22 protein-coding genes and 2 pseudogenes are annotated in these 23,182 nt (G+C 71.1%); 10 read left to right on the top strand and 14 right to left on the bottom strand.

Annotated features, from left to right (window positions below):
• Window positions 1-5 precede the first annotated feature (5 nt).
• Complete coding sequence (locus K7G59_RS22855) at window positions 6-578, top strand: VanZ family protein (RefSeq protein WP_225837116.1); 573 nt, start codon at window positions 6-8, stop codon at window positions 576-578.
• A gap of 112 nt (window positions 579-690) precedes the next feature.
• Entirely contained in the window at window positions 691-891 is a 201-nt protein-coding gene (locus K7G59_RS22850) for a PspC domain-containing protein (protein WP_225837113.1), read from the top strand.
• 92 nt (window positions 892-983) lie between these two features.
• Here the strand turns inward: K7G59_RS22850 and K7G59_RS22845 are convergent, their stop codons facing one another.
• Both K7G59_RS22845 and K7G59_RS22840 read right to left on the bottom strand, forming a co-directional pair.
• Window positions 984-1,340, bottom strand: a complete 357-nt coding sequence (locus K7G59_RS22845; protein ID WP_225837112.1) for an ATP-binding protein — start codon at window positions 1,338-1,340, stop codon at window positions 984-986.
• A 149-nt stretch (window positions 1,341-1,489) separates the two neighbouring features.
• Window positions 1,490-2,665 carry an adenosine deaminase gene (locus tag K7G59_RS22840; RefSeq protein ID WP_225837110.1) on the bottom strand — a complete coding sequence of 392 codons (1,176 nt, stop codon included), beginning with the start codon at window positions 2,663-2,665 and terminating at the stop codon, window positions 1,490-1,492.
• 134 nt (window positions 2,666-2,799) lie between these two features.
• Between K7G59_RS22840 and K7G59_RS22835 the strand changes: the two genes are divergently transcribed.
• Complete coding sequence (locus K7G59_RS22835) at window positions 2,800-3,582, top strand: alpha/beta hydrolase (protein ID WP_225837108.1); 783 nt, start codon at window positions 2,800-2,802, stop codon at window positions 3,580-3,582.
• Between the two features lie 118 nt (window positions 3,583-3,700).
• Here K7G59_RS22835 and K7G59_RS22830 read toward each other — a convergent pair whose 3' ends face one another.
• Entirely contained in the window at window positions 3,701-4,660 is a 960-nt protein-coding gene (locus K7G59_RS22830; RefSeq protein WP_225837106.1) for a LysR family transcriptional regulator, read from the bottom strand.
• 63 nt (window positions 4,661-4,723) lie between these two features.
• Here K7G59_RS22830 and K7G59_RS22825 point away from each other — a divergent pair, with 63 nt between their 5' ends.
• The 3 genes from K7G59_RS22825 (at window position 4,724) to K7G59_RS22815 (ending at window position 8,347) form a co-directional block, all read left to right on the top strand.
• Window positions 4,724-6,001 (top strand): MFS transporter, encoded by a 1,278-nt coding sequence (locus K7G59_RS22825; protein WP_225837104.1) that lies wholly within the window; start codon window positions 4,724-4,726, stop codon window positions 5,999-6,001.
• A gap of 112 nt (window positions 6,002-6,113) precedes the next feature.
• Entirely contained in the window at window positions 6,114-7,229 is a 1,116-nt protein-coding gene (gene dnaN, locus K7G59_RS22820; protein ID WP_225837102.1) for a DNA polymerase III subunit beta, read from the top strand.
• Window positions 7,230-7,333: 104 nt separating this feature from the next.
• Window positions 7,334-8,347 (top strand): sigma-70 family RNA polymerase sigma factor, encoded by a 1,014-nt coding sequence (locus tag K7G59_RS22815; RefSeq protein ID WP_225837100.1) that lies wholly within the window; start codon window positions 7,334-7,336, stop codon window positions 8,345-8,347.
• Here K7G59_RS22815 and K7G59_RS22810 read toward each other — a convergent pair.
• Window positions 8,231-8,617, bottom strand: coding sequence for an STAS domain-containing protein (locus tag K7G59_RS22810; protein WP_225837098.1), 387 nt, complete (start codon window positions 8,615-8,617; stop codon window positions 8,231-8,233). The genes K7G59_RS22815 and K7G59_RS22810 overlap by 117 nt on opposite strands.
• Before the next feature lie 76 nt (window positions 8,618-8,693).
• Here K7G59_RS22810 and K7G59_RS22805 point away from each other — a divergent pair, with 76 nt between their 5' ends.
• Together K7G59_RS22805 and K7G59_RS22800 are read left to right on the top strand one after the other, a co-directional pair.
• Window positions 8,694-9,404, top strand: a complete 711-nt coding sequence (locus K7G59_RS22805) for a hypothetical protein (protein WP_225837096.1) — start codon at window positions 8,694-8,696, stop codon at window positions 9,402-9,404.
• Window positions 9,405-9,438: 34 nt separating this feature from the next.
• A complete protein-coding gene (locus K7G59_RS22800) occupies window positions 9,439-10,359 on the top strand; it encodes an AEC family transporter (protein WP_225837093.1) in 921 nt (306 codons plus the stop codon).
• 7 nt (window positions 10,360-10,366) lie between these two features.
• Here the strand turns inward: K7G59_RS22800 and K7G59_RS22795 are convergent.
• From K7G59_RS22795 to K7G59_RS22760, 8 genes and pseudogenes are all read right to left on the bottom strand, one after another.
• A pseudogene (locus K7G59_RS22795) lies at window positions 10,367-10,856 on the bottom strand (Uma2 family endonuclease).
• Between the two features lie 96 nt (window positions 10,857-10,952).
• Complete coding sequence (locus K7G59_RS22790) at window positions 10,953-12,230, bottom strand: thymidine phosphorylase (RefSeq protein WP_225837335.1); 1,278 nt, start codon at window positions 12,228-12,230, stop codon at window positions 10,953-10,955.
• Between the two features lie 80 nt (window positions 12,231-12,310).
• Entirely contained in the window at window positions 12,311-12,715 is a 405-nt protein-coding gene (locus tag K7G59_RS22785; protein ID WP_225837092.1) for a cytidine deaminase, read from the bottom strand.
• A complete protein-coding gene (locus K7G59_RS22780) occupies window positions 12,712-13,998 on the bottom strand; it encodes an ABC transporter permease (protein WP_225837090.1) in 1,287 nt (428 codons plus the stop codon). The genes K7G59_RS22785 and K7G59_RS22780 overlap by 4 nt, the downstream gene beginning before the upstream one ends.
• Window positions 13,998-15,125 (bottom strand): ABC transporter permease, encoded by a 1,128-nt coding sequence (locus K7G59_RS22775; protein WP_225837088.1) that lies wholly within the window; start codon window positions 15,123-15,125, stop codon window positions 13,998-14,000. Before K7G59_RS22775 ends, K7G59_RS22780 begins: the two co-directional genes overlap by 1 nt.
• Window positions 15,122-16,648: an ABC transporter ATP-binding protein gene (locus K7G59_RS22770; protein ID WP_225837333.1), complete on the bottom strand. Its 1,527-nt coding sequence runs from the start codon at window positions 16,646-16,648 to the stop codon at window positions 15,122-15,124. The genes K7G59_RS22775 and K7G59_RS22770 overlap by 4 nt, the downstream gene beginning before the upstream one ends.
• A gap of 200 nt (window positions 16,649-16,848) precedes the next feature.
• Window positions 16,849-17,907, bottom strand: coding sequence for a BMP family protein (locus tag K7G59_RS22765; protein ID WP_225837086.1), 1,059 nt, complete (start codon window positions 17,905-17,907; stop codon window positions 16,849-16,851).
• 319 nt (window positions 17,908-18,226) lie between these two features.
• The gene (locus K7G59_RS22760) at window positions 18,227-19,462 is read right to left on the bottom strand and encodes a M20 family metallopeptidase (protein WP_225837084.1); all 1,236 of its coding nucleotides are present in this window, start codon (window positions 19,460-19,462) and stop codon (window positions 18,227-18,229) included.
• Window positions 19,463-19,813: 351 nt separating this feature from the next.
• Here K7G59_RS22760 and K7G59_RS22755 point away from each other — a divergent pair, with 351 nt between their 5' ends.
• Complete coding sequence (locus K7G59_RS22755; RefSeq protein ID WP_225837082.1) at window positions 19,814-20,470, top strand: class I SAM-dependent methyltransferase; 657 nt, start codon at window positions 19,814-19,816, stop codon at window positions 20,468-20,470.
• A gap of 7 nt (window positions 20,471-20,477) precedes the next feature.
• Here K7G59_RS22755 and K7G59_RS22750 read toward each other — a convergent pair whose 3' ends face one another.
• Entirely contained in the window at window positions 20,478-22,292 is a 1,815-nt protein-coding gene (locus K7G59_RS22750; protein ID WP_225837331.1) for a serine/threonine-protein kinase, read from the bottom strand.
• A gap of 277 nt (window positions 22,293-22,569) precedes the next feature.
• Between K7G59_RS22750 and K7G59_RS22745 the strand changes: the two genes are divergently transcribed.
• Entirely contained in the window at window positions 22,570-22,785 is a 216-nt protein-coding gene (locus K7G59_RS22745; RefSeq protein WP_374114260.1) for a Scr1 family TA system antitoxin-like transcriptional regulator, read from the top strand.
• Between the two features lie 71 nt (window positions 22,786-22,856).
• Here the strand turns inward: K7G59_RS22745 and K7G59_RS22735 are convergent.
• Window positions 22,857-23,063, bottom strand: a pseudogene (locus tag K7G59_RS22735) (transposase); the annotation flags it as partial.
• Window positions 23,064-23,182: the final 119 nt, after the last annotated feature.

The following is a 23,182-nucleotide window of genomic DNA, read 5'->3' as shown; positions in this document are numbered from 1 at the left end:
GGGGCGTGCAGCGTCAAGGCTCCATCGGCGGCAACGCCGCGTTCCGCGTCCGTGCGACAGGGGGTGTCCTCCTCGTCGCCCATCTCGCGCTCGTCGGCTGGCTGATGCTGCGGCCCCTGGACGTCCCCTGGGTGATGCCCGCCAACCTGCATCCGCTGGCCGGCATCCGCGCCGACCTGGCGTTGGGCTGGCCGGAGGCGGCCCGGCGGATCGGCGAGGGGCTGGCGCTGCTCGCGCCGCTGGGCGTGCTGCTGCCGATGGCGCACGGCAGGCTCGCCGTGTCCCGGCTGTCCTCCCTGATCCGTACGACGGCCGCGGGCGCCCTGCTCTCCGTGGGCATCGCCCTGCTGCAGACGGGGGTGCCCGGCCGGGTCGTGGACGTCGACTCGCTGCTGCTGAACACGACGGGTGTGCTGCTGGCCCATGCCGCCGTGGTGCCCGCGGGCCGCGCCTGGCTGCGCCGGCGGGGCGAGCGCGAGGAGCGGGACGGCCGGGAGGGCGAGCCGGTCACCGTCCACGAGGACCGCCCTCATCAGGGTCGCACCCCGACGATTCCCAGGGTTGGAATAGCTCCCTAGAGGGATGCTTCGTCCCGTTCGTCTCCTTACCGTGGAAGACAGTCGGGTCGGCCACACGGGCGGCCCCGAACACGCGGCTCAGCAGCGGGCCGACGACCACGAAGGAGCCGAGATGACCGCTCTTGCCCGTCCCACCCACGGACGCGTGATCGGCGGAGTGTGCGCAGCGCTGGCCCGGCGCTTCGGCACCTCCGCGAGGACGATGCGGGTGATCTTCGTGCTGTCCTGCCTGCTGCCTGGCCCGCAGTTCCTGCTCTACATAGCGCTGTGGATCCTGCTGCCGTCCGAGGACAAGGCCCGCCCCGCCTGGTGACCTCCCGGGCCGGGCGCGCTGCGGGCCCGTGAACGCCGCTGGGGCGCTCCCGGACGGCGCCGGTGCGCCCCAACGGTGGCGTAGCGGGTGCGTCAGCCGAGCGGGACCCCGTTCACCGGCAGACCGTGGGCGGGCAGCCCCTTGCCCGCAGGCAGGCCGCCGAGCAGCCCGGCGACCGGCGCCGTCGGCCCGTCGGCGAGGACCTTCCCGGAGACCGGCTGCGCGGTGGTCGTCCCGGAACCGATGGAACCCCGCCCCTGAGCGAGCGCTTCACCGGCACCCGGCAGCGCCTTGCCGACGTTCTCGGCCGGCAGCGTCCTGGTGACGCCCTCCAAGGCCTGGGGGGCGTCCGGTACTGCCGGGGCCGCGTTGGCCGCGCCCGCGCCGACGGCGGCGAAGGCGGCACCGAGGGCGGCGACGCCGAGGGTCTTGGCAGCAGACTGCTTCATGGTGAATGCGTCCTTGAATACGGAGACGGAGATCAAAAACGATCTGAGCGGTTCATGACCGTAAACATGCCGAGGCTCTCGCCGCAAACACCGAAATGCGGACGGCTCGTGGAAGAGTGTCCGCATTCCGCGCCGTCATCGAGCTGCCGTCACCCCTGCGGGCCGCCGTAACTGCTGGTAGAGGCGGTCTGCTGGAACAGCCATTCGGCTTTCAGCTCCGAATATCCGGGCTTGATGACGTCATTGATCATGGCGAGTCGTTCATCGAAAGGAATGAACGCTGATTTCATCGCATTGACGGAGAACCACTGCAGGTCATCGAGCGTGTAGCCGAACGCCTCGACAAGGCGCTCGAATTCCTGGCTCATGGTGGTGTGCGACATCAGCCGGTTGTCGGTGTTCACCGTGGCCCGGAAGTGCAGCCGGCGCAACAGCCCGATCGGGTGCTCGGCGTACGAGGACGCGGCCCCGGTCTGCAGGTTGGAGCTGGGGCACAGCTCCAGCGGGATCCGCTTGTCCCGGACGTACGACGCCAGCCGCCCGAGCCGCACCGAACCGTCCTCACGGACCTCGATGTCGTCGATGATCCGCACGCCGTGCCCGAGCCGGTCGGCGCCGCACCACTGCAGCGCCTGCCAGATCGACGGCAGTCCGAAGGCCTCGCCGGCGTGGATCGTGAAGTGGTTGTTCTCGCGCTTGAGGTACTCGAACGCGTCCAGGTGCCGGGTGGGCGGGTAGCCGGCCTCGGCACCGGCGATGTCGAAGCCGACCACGCCCGCGTCGCGGTAGCGGTTGGCGAGTTCGGCGATCTCCAGCGCGCGGGCCGCATGCCGCATGGCGGTGAGCAGGGCGCCGACCCGGATGCGGTGGCCCTTCTCCCGAGCGAGCCGCTCCCCTTGCCGGAAGCCCTCGTTGACGGCCTCGACCACCTCTTCGAGGCTCAGCCCGCCCTCCAGGTGCTGCTCGGGCGCGTACCGCACCTCGGCGTAGACGACCCCGTCCTCGGCGAGGTCCTCGGCGCACTCCCGGGCGACCCGGATCAGCGCCTCCCGGGTCTGCATCACGGCGACGGTGTGCGAGAAGGTCTCCAGGTACCGTTCCAACGAGCCGGAGTCGGCGGCCTCGTGGAACCAGATGCCCAGCTTGTCGGGTTCGGTCTCGGGGAGCTGGGTGTAGCCCGTCTCCCGTGCCAGTTCGACGACGGTCGCGGGGCGGAGCCCGCCGTCGAGGTGATCGTGCAGCAGAACCTTGGGCGCCCGGCGGATCTGGTCCGGCGTCGGAACATGCGTCGGGACGGTCCCAGTCGAAGCAGTCTGGCTCGTCATCTCCGCACTGTAACGCCTACGCGCGTAGATCGCTTCCCTTGTGCCCCAGCTCGCGACACGTGTTTTCACGTCGATACCCAACGGTGACCGCCACGACGGGTTTCGTACACCGCGCCTTCTGACACTGTTCTGTCATGGGACAGCAAGCGACGCCGGCCCGATCGGCCAGGCTGGGAAAGGCGGTCGGCCAGGAACCGACCGCCGTGAGCGGGGCGGTGCTGCTGCTCCCCGGCGGGGAGGAGGTCTCCGCCCGCAGGCCGTCCCCCGTACAGGCGACGGCTCTCCTCCGGTCCGTCGGCCGCCGGCTCGCCCGCGCGGGCCGCGCGGACGGGCTCGTCGTGCACCCCGTCCACTACCGCTACCGGGGCTGGAACGGCAGCGAGGCACATCTCGCGGCGGACGCGTCCTGGGCCGCCGACGAGGTCCAACGGCGGTACGGTGACATCACCGTGTGCCTCGTCGGGCAGGACATGGGCGGACGGGCCGCCCTGCGGGCCGGCGGCCACGAGACCGTCAACTCCGTGGTGGCGCTGGCCCCCTGGCTGCCGGAGGACGACGTGGCCGCCCCCGACGAACCGGTGAAACAGCTGGCGGGGCGGCGGGTGCTGATCGTGCACGGCACGAACGACGAACGGACCGACCCCGAACTGTCGTTCCGGCTGGCGGCACGGGCGAAGAAGGCCAACCGCGAGGTGTGCCGCTTCGAAGTGCACACCGACGGACACGGCTTGCACGCATACCGGGAGGAAGTCGTCTGTCTGGTGGCCGACTTCGCCATGGGCGCGCTGTTCGGCCGCCCGCTGTCCCGCCCGGTCGAGGACGCGCTGGCCGCTCCGCCGCCGATCGGGTTGCGGATGCCGCTGGCGGCGGGGTTCGGGCGATCCCTCCGCAAGAGACAGGGGCTCGTCAGGGGTTAGCGGCTTCCCAGGGAGCACAGGCCTGACAGGGTCGCCGGCCTGGCAGCGGCAGAGGCCTGGCAGGGTCGCCGGCCTGGCAGCGGCAGAGGCCTGGCGGGGCTCGGAGGCTTCGCGAGGGTCAGGGCAGGAGGCTTCCCCTGCGCGACAGCAGGAACTTCTTGAAGGCCGCCACCGGCGGGGTGTCCGGACGGTCGGCCAGCCACGCCACACCGATCTCCCGCACCGCCCTGGGGGCCGTCACCGTCAGCTCCACGACCCCTGGCCTCGGCACCGTCGGCGGGGGCAGCAGGGCCACCCCGAGACCCGCCGCCACCAGGCCCCGCAGCGTCTCCGCCTCCTCACCCTCGAAGGCGACGCGGGGCTTGAAGCCCGCCTCCCGGCACAGGGCGTCGGTGATGCGACGCAAGCCGTACCCCGGTTCCAGGGTCACGAAGGTCTCCTCGGCGGCCTCGGCCAGGCGGATGCGGCGGCGGGCGGCGAGGCGGTGGTCGGCGGGGACGACCAGGCGGAGCTTCTGCTCGTCCAGGCGGCGCGCGACGAGGTCGGGGGCGTCCGGCACCGGTGAGGTCAGGCACAGGTCCAGTTCGCCCGCCCGGAGACCCTCCAGCATCGCCTCGCCGTAGTTCTGGACGAGGCTGAAGCGCACGCGCGGATGGTCGGCGCGGAAGGCGTGCAGCAGGCCCGGCACCGTCTCGGCGCCCATGGTGTGCAGGAAACCGAAGGCGACCTTGCCGGTGGCCGCGTCGGCATCGGCGCGGACCTCCTCCGCGGCACGCTGGATCTCCGCGAGGGCGCGCTCGACGGACCCGAGGAAGGTGCGGCCGGCGGGGGTGAGGGAGACCGTGCGGCCGTGCCGGGCGAACAGGTCGACACCCAGGTCCTGCTCCAGACGGGCCATCGCCCGCGAGAGGGTCGACTGGGGGACGTTCATCTCCTGGGCGGCCCGGGTGACGTGCTCGGTACGGGCCACGCCGGCGAAGTACGCGAGGCGGGGCGCGAGCACCATCGACATCTCGGACGTTACTTCTGTGTCACTGTACGGTGACAGCCGCCGCTGTGACCTCTGCTGATGCACCATGGGAACGATTATGGCAATTCCATGCATTGGACGGATGAGCCATGGCGTCCATAGCTTCGAGGCATGTCTCCCGCCAGTACCGGGGCGTCCACCACCGTGGACGCCGTTGCGCCCGTCCGTTCCTCCGACTCCCGCATGGCTCCGGGCAGCCCCGGTTACCGCCGGATGAGCTTCGCCCTCTTCCTCGCCGGTGTCGCGACCTTCGCCCTCCTCTACTCCACGCAGGCCCTGCTGCCGCTGATCTCCGGCGAGTTCGGGGTCGCGGCGAGCGAGGCGAGCTGGACGGTGGCCGCCGCGACGGGCGGCCTGGCGCTGTGCGTGCTGCCGATGAGCGCCCTGTCGGAGCGCTTCGGGCGCCGCGCGGTGATGACGGGCTCGCTGGCGGTCGCGGTGGCCGTCGGCCTGCTGGTGCCGTTCGCACCGTCCATCGGCACGCTGGTGGTGCTGCGGGCGGTGCAGGGCGCGGCTCTGGCCGGTCTGCCCGCCTCGGCGACGGCGTACCTGGCCGAGGAGGTCCGGCCGAAGGCGCTGATCACGGCGATCGGCCTGTTCGTCGCGGGCAACAGCATCGGCGGGATGAGCGGCCGGGTGATCACCGGCTGGGTGGCACAGGAGTGGGGCTGGCGGGTCGCCGTCGGGGTGATCGGCGTGATCGCGGTGGCCTGCACGCTGGCGTTCCGCCTGCTGCTGCCCGCTCCACGGCACTTCAAGCCCGGCTCGCTGCGCCCGCGCGTCCTGCTCGGCACGGTCCGCGACCACCTCTCTGACCCGCTGCTGCGCCGCCTGTACGCGATCGGCGCGCTGTTCATGACGGTGTTCGGCGGCGTCTACACGGTGATCGGCTACCGCCTGACAGAGGCCCCCTTCTCACTCCCCCAGGGCATCGTCGGCTCCCTCTTCCTCGTCTACCTGGTCGGCACGGTCTCGGCGTCGACTGCGGGCCGTCTGGTGGGCCGCCTCGGCCGCCGGGGGGCGCTGTACCTGGCGGGCGGCACGACGGCCGCGGGCCTGCTCCTCTCCCTGGCCGCCTCTCTCCCCCTGGTCCTGCTCGGCCTGGTCCTCATCACGGCGGGCTTCTTCGCGGGCCACGCGGTCGCCGCCTCGGCGGTCAGCAAGACGGCCACGCACGGCCGCGCCCAGGCCTCGGCGCTCTACCAGTCCGCCTACTACGTCGGCTCCAGCGTGGGCAGCACGGTGGGCGCCATCGCCTTCCACGCGAACGGCTGGACCGGCACGGTCACCGTCGGCCTCCTCGCCGTGCTGGGCGTCGTCACGATCACGGTCCTGGGCACCCGGGCGGCCCGCGTGGCGGCCCTGCGGGAACCGGTGCCGGCGCACTGAGCCTCGCGGCCCTGGGTTCACTTCTCGCATTCCCCTTGCTCGGGGCCGGTTGTCAGTGGGCGCGGATAGCGTCCACCGGGTCGACCGGACGTTCGAGCAGGGGGTTTGCCGTATGGAGTTGCGGATCACACGCGACGATCTCACCGAGGCAGTGGCGTGGGCGGCGCGGGCGTTGCCGGCGCGGACTCCTCTGCCGGTACTGGGCGGGCTGCTGCTGACGGCCGGGGCGGGACGGCTGACCGTGGCGGGGTTCGACTTCGAGACGGCCGCACGCATCGAGACGGACGCCGAGACGACGGCCGAGGGACAGGTGCTGGTCCTCGGGCGCAGGCTGCTGGACATCTGCCGGGTACTGCCCGAGGGGCCGGTGCGTTGCGCGCTGGAGGGATCACGGTTCACGGTGGAGGCGGGCGGCACGCACTTCGGCCTGTCGACGCTTGCGTACGACGAGTATCCCGCGCTCCCCGAGAGCCCCCCGGTGTACGGCGATGTGGACGCGGGTGAGTTCGCGGCGGCCGTCGGGCAGGTGGCCCTGGCCGCCGGCCGCGACGACACGCTGCCGGTGCTCACCGGGGTCCAGCTGCGCCTGGAGGGCGAGGAGATGACCCTGTCGGCGACGGACCGGTACCGCTACGCCGTGCGGCGGCTGGAGTGGAGGCCGCAGGCCGACGGCACCGCACCCGTGGACGTGCTGCTGCCCGCCCGCAGGCTGCTCGACACGGCGCGCTCGCTGGCCCGCCGCACGACCGTACGGATCGGGCTCGACCCGTCGGGGGAGGCGGGCGGGGGCGTGGTCGCCTTCGAGGGCGGGCGGGCCCGGACGGCCCTGCGACGGCTGGAGGGACGACTGCCGGGGTACGGGTCGTTGTTCGCGCTGCCGGATGCCTCTGTCGCCGAGGTGGACCGCCCGGCGCTCGCGGAGGCGGTGCGCCGGGTGGCGGTGGTGACGGAGGCGAACAGCCCGGTGCAGCTGGAGTTCTCCGGCGCGGAGGGCTCCGTGCTGGTGCGGGCCGGGTACGGGGACGATGTCGCGGCGCAGCGGCTGCCGGCCGTGCTGAGCGGCGCGCAGGAGGTCGCCGTGGCCTTCAACCCGGTCTATCTGCTGGAAGCGCTGAACTCCTTCGAGGGGGCGCGGCTGCGCATGGAGCTGCTGGAGGCGGGGCAGCGCGTGCTGCTGGGGCAGGATGCGCACCGGCATCTGCTCATGTCCCTGAAGCAACTGGTCTGACCTGCGCTTGTCCATGCTCCGGAGGTCATTGTCAGTGGGCTGCGGTAGCTTCCGAAGTGCGCGATGGAGCGTGGACGGAACGGCCTCACAGGGGTGGGTGGGCGATGGGCGGCGGCACTACGACGGCGGAACTCGACGTCGTACTGGAGAAGCACCGGACCGAGCTGACGGGGTACTGCTACCGGATGCTCGGCTCCTCCTTCGAGGCAGAGGACGCGGTGCAGGACACCCTGGTGCGGGCCTGGCGGAGCTACGAGAAGTTCGAGGGCCGGTCCAGCCTGCGCTCGTGGCTCTACCGGATCGCGACGAACGTGTGCCTGGACATGCTGGCGGCGGGCAACAAGCGGGCCAGACCGATGGACCTGACGGATTCGACCCCGCTCGCGCAGGCGGCGCTCTCCCCCCGCCCGGACAACACGTGGCTGGAGCCGGTGCCGGACGCGCTGGTGCTGCCGTCGGTGGCGGACCCGGCGGAGGCCGCGGTCGCCAAGGAGTCGGTCCGGCTCGCCTTCATGGCCGCGCTGCAGCAGCTGCCGCCCAAGCAGCGGGCGGTGCTGATCCTGCGCGAGGTGCTGGCGTGGAGGGCGAGCGAGGTGGCCGAGCTGCTGGACATCTCGGTCGCGGCGGTCAACAGCGCGCTGCAGCGAGCGCGGGCGACGCTCGCGGAGCGCGCGGACAGGGACCCCGAGGGCGGAGTGTCCGACCCGCTGGACGAGGAGCAGCAGAAGCTGCTGGAGCGGTACGTCAAGGCGTTCGAGGGCTACGACATGACGGCGCTGACGGCCCTGCTCCACGAGGACGCCGTCATGACGATGCCGCCGTTCGACCTGTGGCTGCGCGGCACGGCCGACATCACCGGCTTCATGACCACCATGGGTGCCTCCTGCGCCGGGTCCCGGCTGCTGCCGGTCCAGGTCAACGGCCTGCCGGGCTTCGCGCACTACAAGCCGGACGAGGAGAAGGGCGGTTTCAGCCCCTGGGCGGTGCAGGTGCTGGAGATCTCAGACGGCCGGATCACCGGGTTGCACTGTTTCCTGGACGCCCCGCGCTCGTTCCCGCTGTTCGGTCTGCCCCTCCACCTGGAAGCGGAGGCCGACGAGGTCGAGAAGGGCGAGTAGCGCCGGGTCGGGATCGCGCAGCCGGATCCGCCCGCCGGCCCGGCGGGCGGCCAGCTCGAGCCGCGCCAGCAGATCGACGGCCCCCAGCCCCGGCGGCCCCAGCCCGCCCGCGTCGCACACCACCACCCCGGCCCCGCCCGCCTCCATCCTCGCCTGCACGGCGGCGCACAGCCCCGGTACCGCGTCGCGGTCCACGGGGCCGGACAGCATGAGCACGGGCGGTGTCTTGGCATCCACGTGCGGTAGACGGGCGGCAGGGGCGTAACTCATCGCGGGGATTCTGAGTACGGCCGCTGAGTACGAGCGCTCAGGCCCTGCGCCCGCCCGGCGGCGCAGGATGCTCTGCATGAGACAAGGACCGCATGCGCCCGGCCTCCAGCCGGTTCCGGCCCTCTCCCGCCGCAGGCCGAGAGCGCGGCGGGCGGTGGTGGCCCTGGCCCTGGCCGGGGCCACCGCGGTGTCCGTCTGGCTGGGGCAGCAGGCGTGGTCGCTCTGGGAGGGCACCCCCTTCCCGGTCACCGATCCGGCCGCCACCGCACAGCGGCTGGACGAGGACACCCAGCAGGCCTACGACGCCCTCGGCCTGCCGGACGCGCGGCTGGACACCGAGTGGTCCGACAGCGGCCGGACGGCGGAGGAGGGCAGTTGCTCCTACCGCGGGCTGAACCACCTCGAGGACCAGCTGAGCGACTCGCCGCCGAGTGTGCCCGGGGTGGTCGTCGTACGCACCGTGTGGGCGCTGAAGGGTGTCCCCGCGCAGACGGGGCAGGCGGCGCTGCGGCGGGCCAGGAGCGCACTGCGGCGCAAGGGCTGGCACGTCACCACGTACACGGCCGCCGACAAGGACATCGATCTGTCGGCGACCCCGCCGGACGGCGGGGCGACCGTACGTCTCGTCACCTACCCGCGCGACCGCCTGGAGGTGTCCGCCTCCGCGGACTGCGCCCGCGTTCCCCAGGGCACCGCCGTCGACGAGACGGGAGAGGTCCCGCTCCCGCCCCAGCAACTGCCCTGGCAGCTAAGCGGCTTCAGGCACTCCCGACAGACATCACATTGACCCGGGCGCCGGGTGCGCCGGAGGGTTGTGTCCCGTGCAGGGGGTACTCAGCGGGTTCGCGGTGATCGCCGTCGTCATCGGGGTGGGCTATGTGCTCGGGCGGCGCGGGTCGCTCGGCGAGCAGGGCCAGGAGGTGCTCACCGGGCTGACGTTCGCGGTGGCGACCCCGGCGCTTCTCTTCACGACCCTGGCCAAGGCCGACCTCTCGGTGCTGTTCTCCAGCCGCCTGCTGGTGACGGCGTTGAGCACGGCGGCCGTCTCCGGTGTTTTCGTGGCGGTCGGCGCGGTACGGCGCTGGGGGGTGGGCCGCACCACGATCGGCGCCCTGTGCTCCGGTTACGTCAACTCGGGCAACCTCGGCATCCCGATCGCCGCGTACGTGCTGGGCGACGCCTCTCTGGTGGCACCGGTGCTGCTCTTCCAGGTCGTCCTGGTCGCGCCCGCCGCGGTGACGATCCTGGACCTGTCCCGCATGGGCGAGAAGGGCACGTTGGGGCGGCGCCTGCTGACGCCGCTGCGCAATCCGGTGGCGGTGGGCTCGATCTCGGGTGTCCTGGTGTCGGCGGCGGGCTTACGGGTCCCCGGCCCGGTGCTGAACCCCCTCATGCTGATCGGCAACATGTCGGTCCCGGCGGCCCTGCTCGCCTTCGGCATGTCGTTGCACGGGAACGCGGCCCTCAGCCCGGGACAGGACCGTCAACTGGTTCTGCTCTCCGTGGCGTTGAAGTCCCTCGGCCAGCCGGCGGCGGCCTGGGCCCTGGCGGCGTACGTCTTCGGCCTGCACGGCGCCCCCCTGCTGGACGTGGTGGTGACCTCGGCCCTCCCCTCCGCCCAGAACCTCTTCACCTATGCCAGCCGCTACCGGGTGGCCGAGTCCCTGGCCCGCGAGTCGATCCTGCTGTCGACGGTGGTGTCGGTGCCGGTGCTGGTGGGGGTGGCCGCGGTGCTGGGGTGAAGCGGGATCAGTCGACGGGGAATTCGCTGGTGTCGATCGTCAGGTCGAACGGCTCCGGCAACCTGACGGGATCGCCGAACTTGGCAGCGCTGAGGACCCGGTAGACATCCCCCTTCGGCTCGTCGTACAGCGTCACGGTGGGGCCTCCGGGGGCCCAGCGGTCGACGAGCAGGCAGAGCGGGATCCCCGCGGTGGCGTAGGCGGCGGGCTTGCTGACGCGGTCGTGACGGGCATTGGACTGGGAGGTCACCTCGACGACGAGCTCGGCGAGGGCGGCTGGGACGTGCGACTCCGCCTCCGGGCGTTCGGGCACGGGTGTCACCACCACGGATTCGGGCCGCGATCACGTTGTGACGAAACGCGGGAGCAGGTGACACGGTGATGATCCCCTCGATGATCTCCACCTTGCTGCCCTCGGGCCATTCCATCTCCTCCCAGTACCGGACGAGATCGTCCCAGTTCTGGTCGGGGTCCTGGCTGACGGTGAGTGCGCTCACGGCGGTCTCCTATCGGGGCGTCACCAATGCCAGCATGCCGAACGGGACCGGCGGAGGTCCACCGGTCCCGTTCACTCGAAAGAAGAAAACACCTGGTCAGGCGATACGTTCCAGCACCACTGGCGTAGCCGGGAACTCAGTCCCCGCGGCCTCGATGCCGTACGAACCCTCCACCGCCTGGAGGGCGTACTCGAAGCGCTCGGGGGTGTCCGTGTGGAGGGTGAGCAGGGGCTGGCCCTCGGTCACGGTGTCGCCCGGCTTGGCGTGCATCTCCACACCCGCCCCCGCCTGGACGGGGTCCTCCTTGCGGGCCCGCCCGGCGCCCAGGCGCCAGGCCGCGATGCCGATGTCGTAGGCGTCGAGGCGGGTCAGGACACCGGAGGACGGGGCCTTCACCACGTGCTGTTCCTTCGACGTCGGCAGCGGCGCGTCCGGGTCGCCGCCCTGCGCCGCGATCATGCGACGCCAGACGTCCATCGCCGAGCCGTCCGCCAGCGCCTTCGCCGGGTCGGCGTCCTTGATGCCCGCCGCGTCGAGCATCTCGCGGGCCAGGGCGATGGTCAGTTCCACGACGTCCGCGGGGCCGCCGCCCGCCAGGACCTCGACCGACTCGCGGACCTCCAGGGCGTTGCCCGCCGTGAGGCCGAGCGGGGTGGACATGTCCGTCAGGAGCGCGACCGTCTTCACCCCGTGGTCGGTGCCGAGGCCGACCATCGTGGACGCCAGTTCCCGGGCGTCCTCGATCGTCTTCATGAAGGCGCCGGTGCCGACCTTCACGTCCAGGACCAGGGAGCCGGTGCCCTCGGCGATCTTCTTCGACATGATCGAGGACGCGATCAGCGGGATCGCCTCGACCGTGCCCGTCACGTCGCGCAGGGCGTACAGCTTCTTGTCCGCCGGGGCCAGGCCGTCGCCCGCCGCGCAGATCACCGCGCCCGTGGTGTCGAGCACGTGCAGCATCTCCTCGTTGGAGAGCAGGGCGCGCCAGCCGGGGATCGACTCCAGCTTGTCCAGGGTGCCGCCGGTGTGGCCGAGGCCGCGGCCGGAGAGCTGCGGGACCGCCGCGCCGCACGCCGCCACGAGCGGGGCCAGCGGGAGCGTGATCTTGTCGCCCACGCCGCCCGTGGAGTGCTTGTCGGCCGTCGGGCGGGACAGCGACGAGAAGTCCATGCGCTCACCGGAAGCGATCATGGCCGCCGTCCAGCGGGCGATCTCCCGGCGATTCATGCCGTTGAGCAGGATCGCCATGGCGAGCGCGGACATCTGCTCGTCGGCGACCTCGCCGCGGGTGTACGCGTCGATGACCCAGTCGATCTGCTCGTCGGTCAGTTCACCGCGGTCCCGCTTGGTGCGGATGACGGAGATGGCGTCCATGGCCATGGCTGGTGGCTTCCTTCCGGGAGGTGCGAAGTGGACGGCCCCCCTGCGAGCGGGTCAGGGGGGCCGTACGGGAGTTACTTGGCGAGATGGTCCGGGCCGAAGGCCTGGGGCAGCATCTCGGAGAGCGGGAGGATGCCCGCCGGGGTGTCCAGGAGCAGCTGGGGCCCGCCGAACTCGTACAGCAGCTGCCGGCAGCGCCCGCACGGGACCAGCAGGGCGCCGGTGCCGTCGACGCAGGTGAAGTGGGTCAGTCGGCCGCCACCCGTGCGCTGCAGGTCCGAGACCAGACCGCACTCGGCGCACAGGCCGAGTCCGTAGGAGGCGTTCTCGACGTTGCAGCCGGTGACCGTGCGACCGTCGTCGACCCGGGCCGCCACGCCGACCGGGAAGCCGGAGTAGGGGGCGTAGGCGTGGCACATCGCCTCCCGCGCCGCCGCCCGCAGCGCCTCCCAGTCGAACCCGGCGGCCGGCGTCGTCACTTGCCCTGACCCTTCCGGTACCGCATGCCGTCCGCCTTCGGCATCCGCAGGCGCTGCGCGGACAGCGACAGCACGAGCAGGGTGACGACGTACGGGGTGGCGCCGACGAAGTCGCTGGGCACCTCGTCCGTGGCCAGGTACCAGACCAGGACGAGCGCGGCCATGACGGCGCTGGCGACGCCCTGCCACAGGGCCTTCTTGTACAGCTTCCAGCCGGCCAGGCCCGCGAGGAGGATGACCAGGAGGAGGAGCAGGGCGTGGACGGTCACGCCGCCGTTGCGCAGCTGGAGCGCGTCGGAGTAACCGAACAGGCCCGCACCCATCGCGAGTCCGCCCGGACGCCAGTTGCCGAAGATCATCGCCGCGAGGCCGATGTAGCCGCGTCCGCCGGTCTGGCCCTCGAGGTAGGTGTGCGAGGTGACCAGCGCGAGGAAGGCGCCGCCGAGCCCGGCGAGGCCGCCGGAGACGGCCACGGCCGCGTACTTGTACTTGTAGACGTTGACGCCGAGGGACTCCGCGGCGGTCGGGTTCTCACCACAGGAGCGCAGCCGCAGACCGAACGGGGTGCGCCACAGCACCCACCAGCTGCCGACGAACAGCAGCACGGCGAGGATCGTCACGACGGACAGGTTGGTGACCAGACCGCCGAGGATGCCCGCGACGTCGGAGACCAGGAACCAGTGGTGCTTCTCGATGGAGGACAGGCCGTCCGACAGACCCGGGATGGTGACGTCGGGCAGCGAGTCCACGGGCGGCGACTGCTTGGGGTTGCCGCCCGCGTCCGCCGCCTTGCCTCCGGCGAAGAACAGCTTGGCCAGGTACTGGGTCGCGCCGAGTGCGAGCAGGTTGACCGCGACACCGGAGACGATGTGGTCGACGCCGAAGGTGACGGTCGCGACGGCGTGCACCAGGCCGCCGAGGACACCGAAGCCGATGCCGGCCAGCAGGCCGAGCCAGGGGCTGGACTGCCAGCCGACCCAGCCCGCGCCGAAGGTGCCGAGGATCATCATGCCTTCGAGGCCGATGTTGACCACGCCGGAACGCTCGGACCACAGGCCGGCGAGACCCGCGAGGCCGATCGGTACGGCGAGGCCGATCGCGGCGCTCACCTGTCCGGCGGAGTCGAGCTGGTTCGCGTCGGTGATCACACGGACCGCGGCCAGGAGCAGCAGGGCACCGGCGACGAGCATGAGGATCTGGCCGAGCGAACGGCCCGAGGGCTTGGCCGCGGTGGCCGCCTTGGGCGCCGCGGGCGGCGGCGCGTCGGTCATCGTGGCAGTCATCACGCCACCTCCTGCTTCTCGTTCCGAGCGGCGGCCTGGGCGGCCAGTTCTGCGCCGACCTTCTGCTGCTGACGCTTCAGGCCGTAGCGGCGTACGACCTCGTAGGCGATGACGACGCACAGGACGATGACGCCCTGGATGACGCCGAGGATCTCCTTGTCGTACCCCTGGAACTCCAGGTGGTTGGTGGTGCGCTCCAGGAAGCCCCACAGCAGGGCGCCGAGCGCGATCCCGACCGGGTGGTTGCGGCCGAGCAGCGCGATGGCGATGCCGGTGAAGCCGATGCCCGTGGGGAAGTCGTTGCTGAATCCGTGGCTGTCGTTGAGGAGCGTCGGCATGCCGATGAGACCGGCCACCGCGCCCGAGATGAGCATGCTGGTGGCGACCATCTTCTTCACCGACACACCGCTCGCGGAGGCGGCGGACTCGGACAGGCCGACGGTGCGCAGATCGAAGCCGAACCGGGTGCGGCCGAGCACGAACCAGTACGCGAGGCCGACGAGAACGGCGATGACGATGAAGCCCCACAGCTCGCCGGCCGGGCCCGTGTCGATGCTGAAGAAGTACGACGACGACGGCAGCGGCTTGGTGGAGATGACGGTGCCGCCCTGCAGCAGCTCGCCCAGCCTTCCAGGCTGGAGCAGGTAGGCGATGATCGCGGTGGCGATCGAGTTCAGCATGATCGTCGAGATGACCTCGCTGACACCCCGGGTCACCTTGAGGATGCCGGCGATGGCCGCCCACAGGGCACCGGTCGCCATGGCGCACAGGATGATCAGCGGAATGGCGATCCAGCCGGGCACCGTGAGCGCGCCGCCGAGGACGGCGGCCATGAACGCGGCGAGCCGGTACTGGCCGTCGACACCGATGTTGAACAGGTTCATGCGGAAGCCGATGGCCACCGCGACACCGGCGAGGTAGTACGTCGTCGCCTTGTTCAGGATGTAGACCTGGCTGTCGCTGGCGAAGCCGTAGGTCGTCATGTCGCTGAAGGCGGCGCCGGGGTTCTTGCCGGTGGCGAGGATCACCAGGGTGGTGACGACGAGCGCGGCGGCGACCGCCAGCAGCGGCGCCGCGATGCCGAGGAGCAGCCGCTCCTTGTCGATCCGTGAGGTCAGCTTGTTCATCGCTCGTCGTCCTCTGTGTGCTCCAGGTGGCCGCTGGCGGCACCCGTCATGGCGGAGCCCAGCTCCTCGGGGGTGATCGTGGCGGGGTCGGCGTCGGCGACCAGACGGCCGCGGTACATCACCCGCAGGGTGTCGGAGAGCCCGATCAGCTCGTCCAGGTCGGCGGAGATCAGCAGCACGGCCAGGCCCTCGCGGCGGGCCTCGCGGATGTAGTCCCAGATCGCGGCCTGCGCGCCGACGTCCACGCCACGGGTGGGGTGGGCGGCGATGAGGATCTTGGGGTTGTGGCTCATCTCGCGGCCGACGATCAGCTTCTGCTGGTTGCCGCCGGACAGCGACGCGGCGGTCACGTCGATGCCGGGCGTGCGGACGTCGTAGGCCTCGACGATGCGCTCGGTGTCGACGCGGGCGGCCTTGAGGTCGAGCAGTCCGCCGCGCGAGTTCGGCTTCTCGGTGACGTGGCCGAGGATGCGGTTCTCCCACAGCGGCGCCTCGAGGAGCAGGCCGTGGCGGTGGCGGTCCTCGGGGATGTAGCCGATGCCGGCCTCGCGGCGGTGGCGGGTGGCGGCGCGGGAGATGTCGGTGCCGTCGAGGGTGATGACACCGGCGTCCGGGTGCCGCATGCCCATGATCGCCTCGACCAGCTCGGACTGGCCGTTGCCCTCCACGCCGGCGATGCCGAGGACCTCGCCCTTGTGGATGGTGAAGGAGATCTGGTCCAGGATGATCCGCTCGATGCCTTCGAGGTCGGTCTGCGCGAGGTGCAGACCGTCCACCTTCAGCATCGGGACGTCCGTGACGGTGGACTCCTGGGTCTCCGGCGTGGGCAGCTCGCTGCCGACCATCATCTCGGCCAGCTGCTTGGGCGTGGTCGAGCGCGGCTCGGCGGTGCCGACGGTGGTGCCGCGGCGGATGACGGTGATCTCGTCGGCGACCGACAGCACCTCGCCCAGCTTGTGGGAGATGAAGATGACGGTGAGCCCCTCGGCCTTCAGCTCACGCAGGTTGTCGAAGAGCGCCTCGACCTCCTGCGGCACGAGGACGGCGGTGGGCTCGTCCAGGATGAGGGTCTTGGCGCCGCGGTAGAGGACCTTGAGGATCTCCACGCGCTGGCGGTCGGCGACGCCGAGCTGCTCGACGAGGACGTCGGGCCGGACGTTCAGCCCGTACGCGTCGGAGATCTCCTTGATCTTCGCGCGGGCCTTGGCGCCGATGCCGTACAGCTTCTCCGCGCCGAGGACGACGTTCTCCAGGACGGTGAGGTTGTCGGCCAGCATGAAGTGCTGGTGCACCATGCCGATGCCGCGCGCGATGGCGTCGCCGGGGTTGTGGAACGTGACCTGCTCGCCGTTCACGGTGATGGTGCCCTCGTCCGGCTGCTGCATGCCGTAGAGGATCTTCATCAGGGTGGACTTGCCGGCGCCGTTCTCGCCGCACAGGGCGTGCACCGTGCCGGTACGGACCGTGAGATTGATGTCGCGGTTGGCGACGACGCCGGGGAAACGCTTGGTGATGCCGCGCAGTTCGACGGCAGCGGGAGGGCTGGACGCGTTGATGGCGCACTCTCCTCGGGGAAAGGGGCTGCGTAGGGGAGGGCTTGGGCGTCGGCGACGCTAGCGCGGCAACTCCGCGCTACACGCGTAGAGTTGACACATTGTTATGGCTCGGCGGGGGGCTGCGGTAGCCCCCGCGCCGAGCCGGGGTCCGAGCTGGACCCATCAGGTCACGGGGTGGTCTTGACCTTGATGGTGCCGTCGACGATCTGCTTCTTCGCCGCATCCAGCTTGCCCTGGATGTCGTCGATGAAGCCACCACTCGTGGCGAGCGACACACCGCCCTTGGCGAGCGAGTAGGCGTTGACGCCGGTCAGCGGCTTGCCGTCGTGGACGGACTTGATGAAGTCGTAGACACCGACATCGACGTTCTTGACCATCGAGGTCAGGATCGCGTTCTTGTACTTGGCGAGACCCGGGATGTTGTACTGGTCCGAGTCGACGCCGATGGCCCAGGCGCCCTTCTTGCCGCTGACGGCCTCGATCGCGCCGTTGCCGGAGGAGCCGGCCGCCGTGTAGATGACGTCCGCGCCGTTGTCCAGCATGCCCTGCGCGGCTTCCTTGCCCTTGTCGGGGCTGGCGAAGCCGGACATGTCCGAGCCGTGGGACAGGTACTGGACGTCGACCTTGATCTTCTTGTCGGTGGCCTTGGCGCCCTGGACGTAACCCGCCTCGAACTTCTTGATCAGCGGAACGTCGACACCGCCGATGAAGCCGACGTGGTGGTCCTTGGACTTCAGCGCCGCGGCGACACCGGCCAGGTAGGAGCCCTGCTCCTCGGTGAAGGTGATGCTGTCGACGTTCTTGGCGTCCACGACCGAGTCGACGATGCCGAAGCTGGTCTTCGGGTACTTCGCGGCGACCTTGGTCATGGAGGCGGCGTAGGAGAAGCCGACACCGATGACGGGGTTGTAGCCGGCGTCCGCCAGGTCCGACAGGCGCTGCTCGCGGTCGGCCTCGGTGTCCGAGGTCTTGGCGGTCAGCTCCTTGATGTCGCCGCCGAACTCGCTCTTGGCCTTGTCGGCACCGCGCGCGGCGGAGTCGTTGAAGGACCGGTCGCCACGGCCGCCGACGTCGAAGGCCAGGCCGATCTTGACACCCTTGCCGCCGCCCGAGGAGGCGGACGAGCTGGAGTTGTTGTCCGAGGAGGTGCTGCCACAGGCAGTGGCAGTCACGGCGAGAGCTGCGGTCGCGATACACGCAGCGGAAAGCTTGGCTACCCGGCGCACGGGAAGGCTCCTTCACCTGACCTGAGCGCCATGTCGGCGCTTGATGTGAGCACCATGCCAGTGCTCCAGCCGAGACGCCCCGGCGGCGTCGGCTTCGCGGCATCGTAACGCGCGTAGATGTCAGAAAAACACCTCTCGCGAAGCCGTTATCGATTCGAGGCAAACAGTGTCTGAACTCGGGATCTTGGGCCTGCTACGGCACTGTTGCGCTCAATGCACGAATGGCTTGCGGGTCTGTTGCGCCGGACCGGGTGCGTTACGCCGGACAGGGGAAGAACACGGGGGCTGACCGGGGAGCGGCCCCGCTGGGCCGCTCCGCTCACAGCTCCGTCGAGTTCGCGTCCAGGAGGGCCGCCGCGGTGAACATCTCCACACCGACCGTGATCGCGTGCTCGTCGGCGTCGAAGTCACCCTGGTGCAGATCGCGTACGGTCCGCTCGCCGGGCCGCCGCACGCCGAGCCGGGCCATCGCGCCCGGAACGTGCTCCAGGTACCAGGAGAAGTCCTCGCCCCCAAGGCTCTGCTCGGTGCTCTCGACGGAGGCCATGCCGCGCCGGGCGACCATCGAGCGGCGCAGCAGATCGATGGACTCCCGTTCGTTGACGACGGGCGGCACGCCCCGCACGTAGTTGATCTCGGACTTGGCCCGGTGCAGGGTCGCGACCTCGTCGATCGCCGCGTGCACGATGTCCGGCGCCTGCCGCCAGGCGTCCAGGTCCAGGCAGCGTACGGTCCCGGACAGCTCGGCGTGCTGCGGGATCACGTTCGGGGCGTGCCCCGACTCGATCCGACCCCAGGTCACGACGAGACCGGCCCGGGTGTCGACCCGGCGGGCGATCAGCGCGGGCACGTCGACGGCGACGCGGGCGGCGGCGGTGACCATGTCGGTCGTCAGGTGGGGCCGGGCGGTGTGGCCGCCGGGCCCGTCCAGTGCGATCTCCAGCCGGTCGCACGCACTCGTGATGGGCCCGTGCCGCAGCCCGACCTTCCCCGCGTCGACCCTGGGGTCGCAGTGCACGGCGAGGATCCGGCCGACGCCGGCCAGCACCCCGTCCTCGATGGCGTCCAGGGCGCCGCCGGGCAGCACCTCCTCGGCGGGCTGGAAGATCAGCCGCACGGGGCGCGGGAGCAGGCCGAGCGCGTGCAGCTCGGCGAAGACGAGGCCGGCGCCGAGGACGACGGTGGTGTGCACGTCATGCCCGCAGGCGTGGGCGCGGTCCGGCACGGTGGACCGGTACGGGCACTCGGTCTTCGTGTCCGGGATGGGCAGTGCGTCGATGTCCGCACGCAGCGCGAGCAGCGGTACGGCAGGCCGCTCCCCCTCCTGGAGTCCGATGTCGCACACGAGTCCGGTTCCGGTGGACAGGACGCGGGGGCGCAGACCGGCCTGCTGGAGCCGCTCCTTGATCGCGGCGGTCGTGCGGAACTCCTGGTTGCCCAGCTCGGGGTGCATGTGCAAGTCGCGGCGGAAGGCGACGAGTTCGGCATGCAAGCTCTCACTGAGCACGCCAGGGAGCACATCTACGGGGAGATCGGCCTCGGACTCAAGGGACATCAATTGGTTCACCCTCTGAAGGGTAGGACGCCTGACTGATCAACTACCCCTCGATCAACAAAAGTTCAGCCCGTTAGGGGAAGAAAATCCGACCGGCGGACGCTTGACGGAGGACTCTGCTGGGTAAAACACTTCTTTCCCTTCCACGGATACCACGCCGCACCACAGTCACGCTCGATTTGTCCACGCGCCGGGACCCGGCGCGGGTCGGGATCCGCTAGGTGGCACAGGTGTGATCCGCTGGGAGGGCGCAGGTCCGAGCCGCTGGGAGGACACAAGCGGTGTCCGCTGGGAGGACACGGATCTGAGCCACCAGGGGAGCACGAGCGTGGGCCGCTAGGGTGCCCGGCCGTGAGCGATTCGACCCCGGCCTTCCTCCGGACCACCCGCACGTCCTACGACGCGATCGCCGAGGACTACACGGCCCGCTACCCGTCCGGCCTCTCCCACCCCCTGGACCGCTCCCTGGTCACCGCCTTCGCCGAACTGGTCAAGGCAAACGGCCCGGCCCCCGTGGCCGACCTCGGCAGCGGCCCCGGCCACGTCACCGCCCTGCTGCACGGCCTCGGCGTCCCGGCCTTCGGAGTAGACCTCTCGCCCGCGATGGTGTCCCTGGCCCGCGAGGCCCACCCGCAGCTCCGATTCCACGTGGGCTCGATGACGTCCCTGGACCTCCCGGACACGGCCCTCGGCGGCATCCTGGCCCTGTACTCGACGATCCACGTTCCGGACGAGCACCTGCCGACGGCGTTCGCGGAATTCCACCGCACCCTGGCCCCCGGCGCTCCCGTCCTGCTGGCCTTCCAGTCCGGCGCCGAGCCCGGCGGACTGCACCTGACCGAACGCTTCGGCCACGAGATCGCCCTCGACTACCACTGGCGTACGCCGGCGCAGGTCAACACGCTGCTCAACCGGGCGGGCCTGGAGCAGGTGGCGACGGTGCTGCGGGAACCGGCCGGGGAGGAGACCCGCCCACGGGCGTTCCTGCTGGCCCGGCGGCCCGGCTGAGCCGTGTCTAGTCCTGTGTCGCCGGTATCGCGTCGCGCCAGATGCTGATGTCCAGGGTGACGTAACGGCTGGCACTGGTACTGGGCGACTGGCCCTGGAAGGTCACCAGGGCGACGGTGCCGTCGTCGGTGGTCACGCACAGCTGCCTGCCCCTGGAGAACCGGTTCAGGGAGACCTCCTGGGGCAGGTACCGGGTGTCCTGCTTGCAGGTGTCCAGCGAGCCCGTCTCGCCCTGGTCGAGCAGGACGAGCTTGTCGTTGTAGGACCCGAAGTCGCACGAAGTGACGTCGGGGCAGATCAGGTACAGGTCGTCGTTGCTGTCCCGGTGCGGTGTCAGGGGCTGGTCGCCGAACTGGACGTGGTAGCCGTCGGTCAGGTTGAAGTTCTTGTAGACCGTGGGCGTGGGGCTGCTGCTCGCGGAGGCGCCGGGCTGCCTGCTCGCGGTCGTCCCGCCCGAGGGTCGTGCACCGCCGTTCTTCCCGCCGGAGGGTTTCGCCGTGCCGGTGCTCGTCGTGCCGCTGCTGTCGACGCTGTTGTCGGTCACATAGCCGATGACACCGAGACCGAGCAGGAGGGCCCCCGTCACACACCCCAGGACGAGCCCCGTCCGCCGGCGCCGACCGGGCCGGCCGGGCTGTCCCACGACCACGGGCGGCGGACCGGGGTACGGGGTCGCGGACGGGAAGGGCTGAGCGGTCTGAAGGGGTTGAGCCATCTGGGTCGGCGCGTACGCCGACTGTGCCGAATGCACGGGCTGAGCCATCTGGGTCGGCGCGTACGCCGACTGTGCCCACTGCACGGACTGAGCCATCTGGGTCGGCGCGTATCCGGGCTGCGGGGGTGCGGCCGGCTGCTGCGGGGCGGCGTCGGCCACGGCCGTAGGCGGGTGCTGGGGCGGAACCGGTCCCGGCGCCTGACCTGGCATCGGCGCCCGGTAGCGGTCGGCGATGGCCGTGGTGACCGCGCCCGGCAGCCAGTCCTCTGGGCGGCGCAGCTGGGTGTCGCCGGATGCCGCGCTGCACAGGGCGAGCACCTCGCTCAGTTCCGGGCGCGCGTCCGGGTCCTTCGCGAGGCACCGGCGTACGAGTTCGGTGAGCTCGGCGGGCAGTCCGGTGAGGTCCGCCTCCTCGTGCACGATCCGGTAGAGCACGGCGTGGGACGGCCCGTCCCCGTGGGCCGACCGGCCCAGCGCCGCGAACGCGGCCACCTGCCCGAGCGCGAACACGTCGGACTTCGGCCCCACGGCCCGCCCCGCCGCCTGCTCCGGCGACATGAAGGCGGGAGTGCCGACCGTGACCCCGCTGCCGGTCAGCGCGGTGGTGTCGGCGGCGCGGGCGATACCGAAGTCGATCACTCGGGGTCCGTCGGCGGCGAGCAGCACATTGGACGGTTTCAGGTCCCGGTGCACGATGCCCGCGCCGTGCACCACCTGGAGGGCCTCGGCCACCCCCGCGGCGAGCAGCAGCACCGTGGACGTGGGCAGCGGCCCGTGCTCGGCGACGGCCGCGGCGAGCGAGGGCCCGGAGACGTAGGCGGTGGCCAGCCAGGGCCGCGGTCCCTCGGTGTCACTGTCGATCACCGGAGCGGTGTAGAGCCCCTGGACCCGTTCGGCCGCCCGTACCTCCTGCGCGAACCGCCGCCGGAACTCGGGGTCTTCGGCGAACTCCGGCCGGATCACCTTGATGGCGACGGGCCTGCCGCCCGGCGTGTGGGACAGATACACCTTCCCCATCCCGCCGGCCCCGAGTCGCGCGGCGATCCGGTACCCGCCGATCACCCGCGGATCGTCCTCGCCCAGCGACTGGAAGGCCCCCTCGGGCATGGCGTCGCCGTTCACTGTTCCCCCGTCGATCAACTCATCTGTGGCGCAGGGATCTTAACGCGGCGACCAGATCAAGTCAGAAGACGCCGGACCACGCCCCCGACGCCGGTCCCTCACCCCTCGGTGAACAGCTCCGCCGCGTCCGTGGCGTGCACCTCGCGCTGGGCCCAGACATCCAGCTGGTCCAGATCCGTGCAGGCCATTACCCGCTCGCGGACGTCATCGGGCACCGGGACGGCACGCCATCCAAGGATGCAACGAGCTACGCAGCAAGAAGTTGGCACCACACGAACTTCCCCCGGTTCCCGAACCGCGCCGAGAGCTGCGCATCACGGTCAGCGACCGCACCGCCTCGCGGGCCCAACGTGCACACCTGGTGCAGCGCTCTGAAGCAGTGGACGTCACCGTACGCGTCATCCCCTTCCACCTGGAGGGGTTCGCTGGTGCCGCAAGCGCCATGACGTATGCCGGAGGCGGGCGATGCGGTGCTTGATGGCGCACTGACGTGACCGTCTACGCAGGTGGGCGTAGTCGTAGCCCTTGTCTGCAGGGAGCTTGGCGGGCGGCCCAGACCCTAACCTTCGTCCACTCGGCGAAGGGCCGGTGAGCCGTTGCCCCCGGCGGCCCGCACGATGCGGACGGCAACTGCTGCCACGTGCAGCCCGAGGTGGCGACGAACACCTTCGCCGCCAGCACCTCCGGTCACCATGTCGACGCCGGCCACCTCTGATGCCGCAATGGGGCCTCTACCCGCTGGAACAGCTCCGCCAGCCGCGCCGCCCGGAGCGCCCACGTGACTACTCCCCCACGCTCGCACACGCTCGCGTGGGGGCACCCCCATCGCCGCCCGCGGGGCCCGCCCTTCGGGCGGACGACGTGGACGGGCGACA

Source organism: Streptomyces sp. NK08204 (genome assembly GCF_020400585.1).
GTDB lineage: Bacteria > Actinomycetota > Actinomycetes > Streptomycetales > Streptomycetaceae > Streptomyces.
This window is presented reverse-complemented; position numbering and strand designations above follow the sequence as displayed.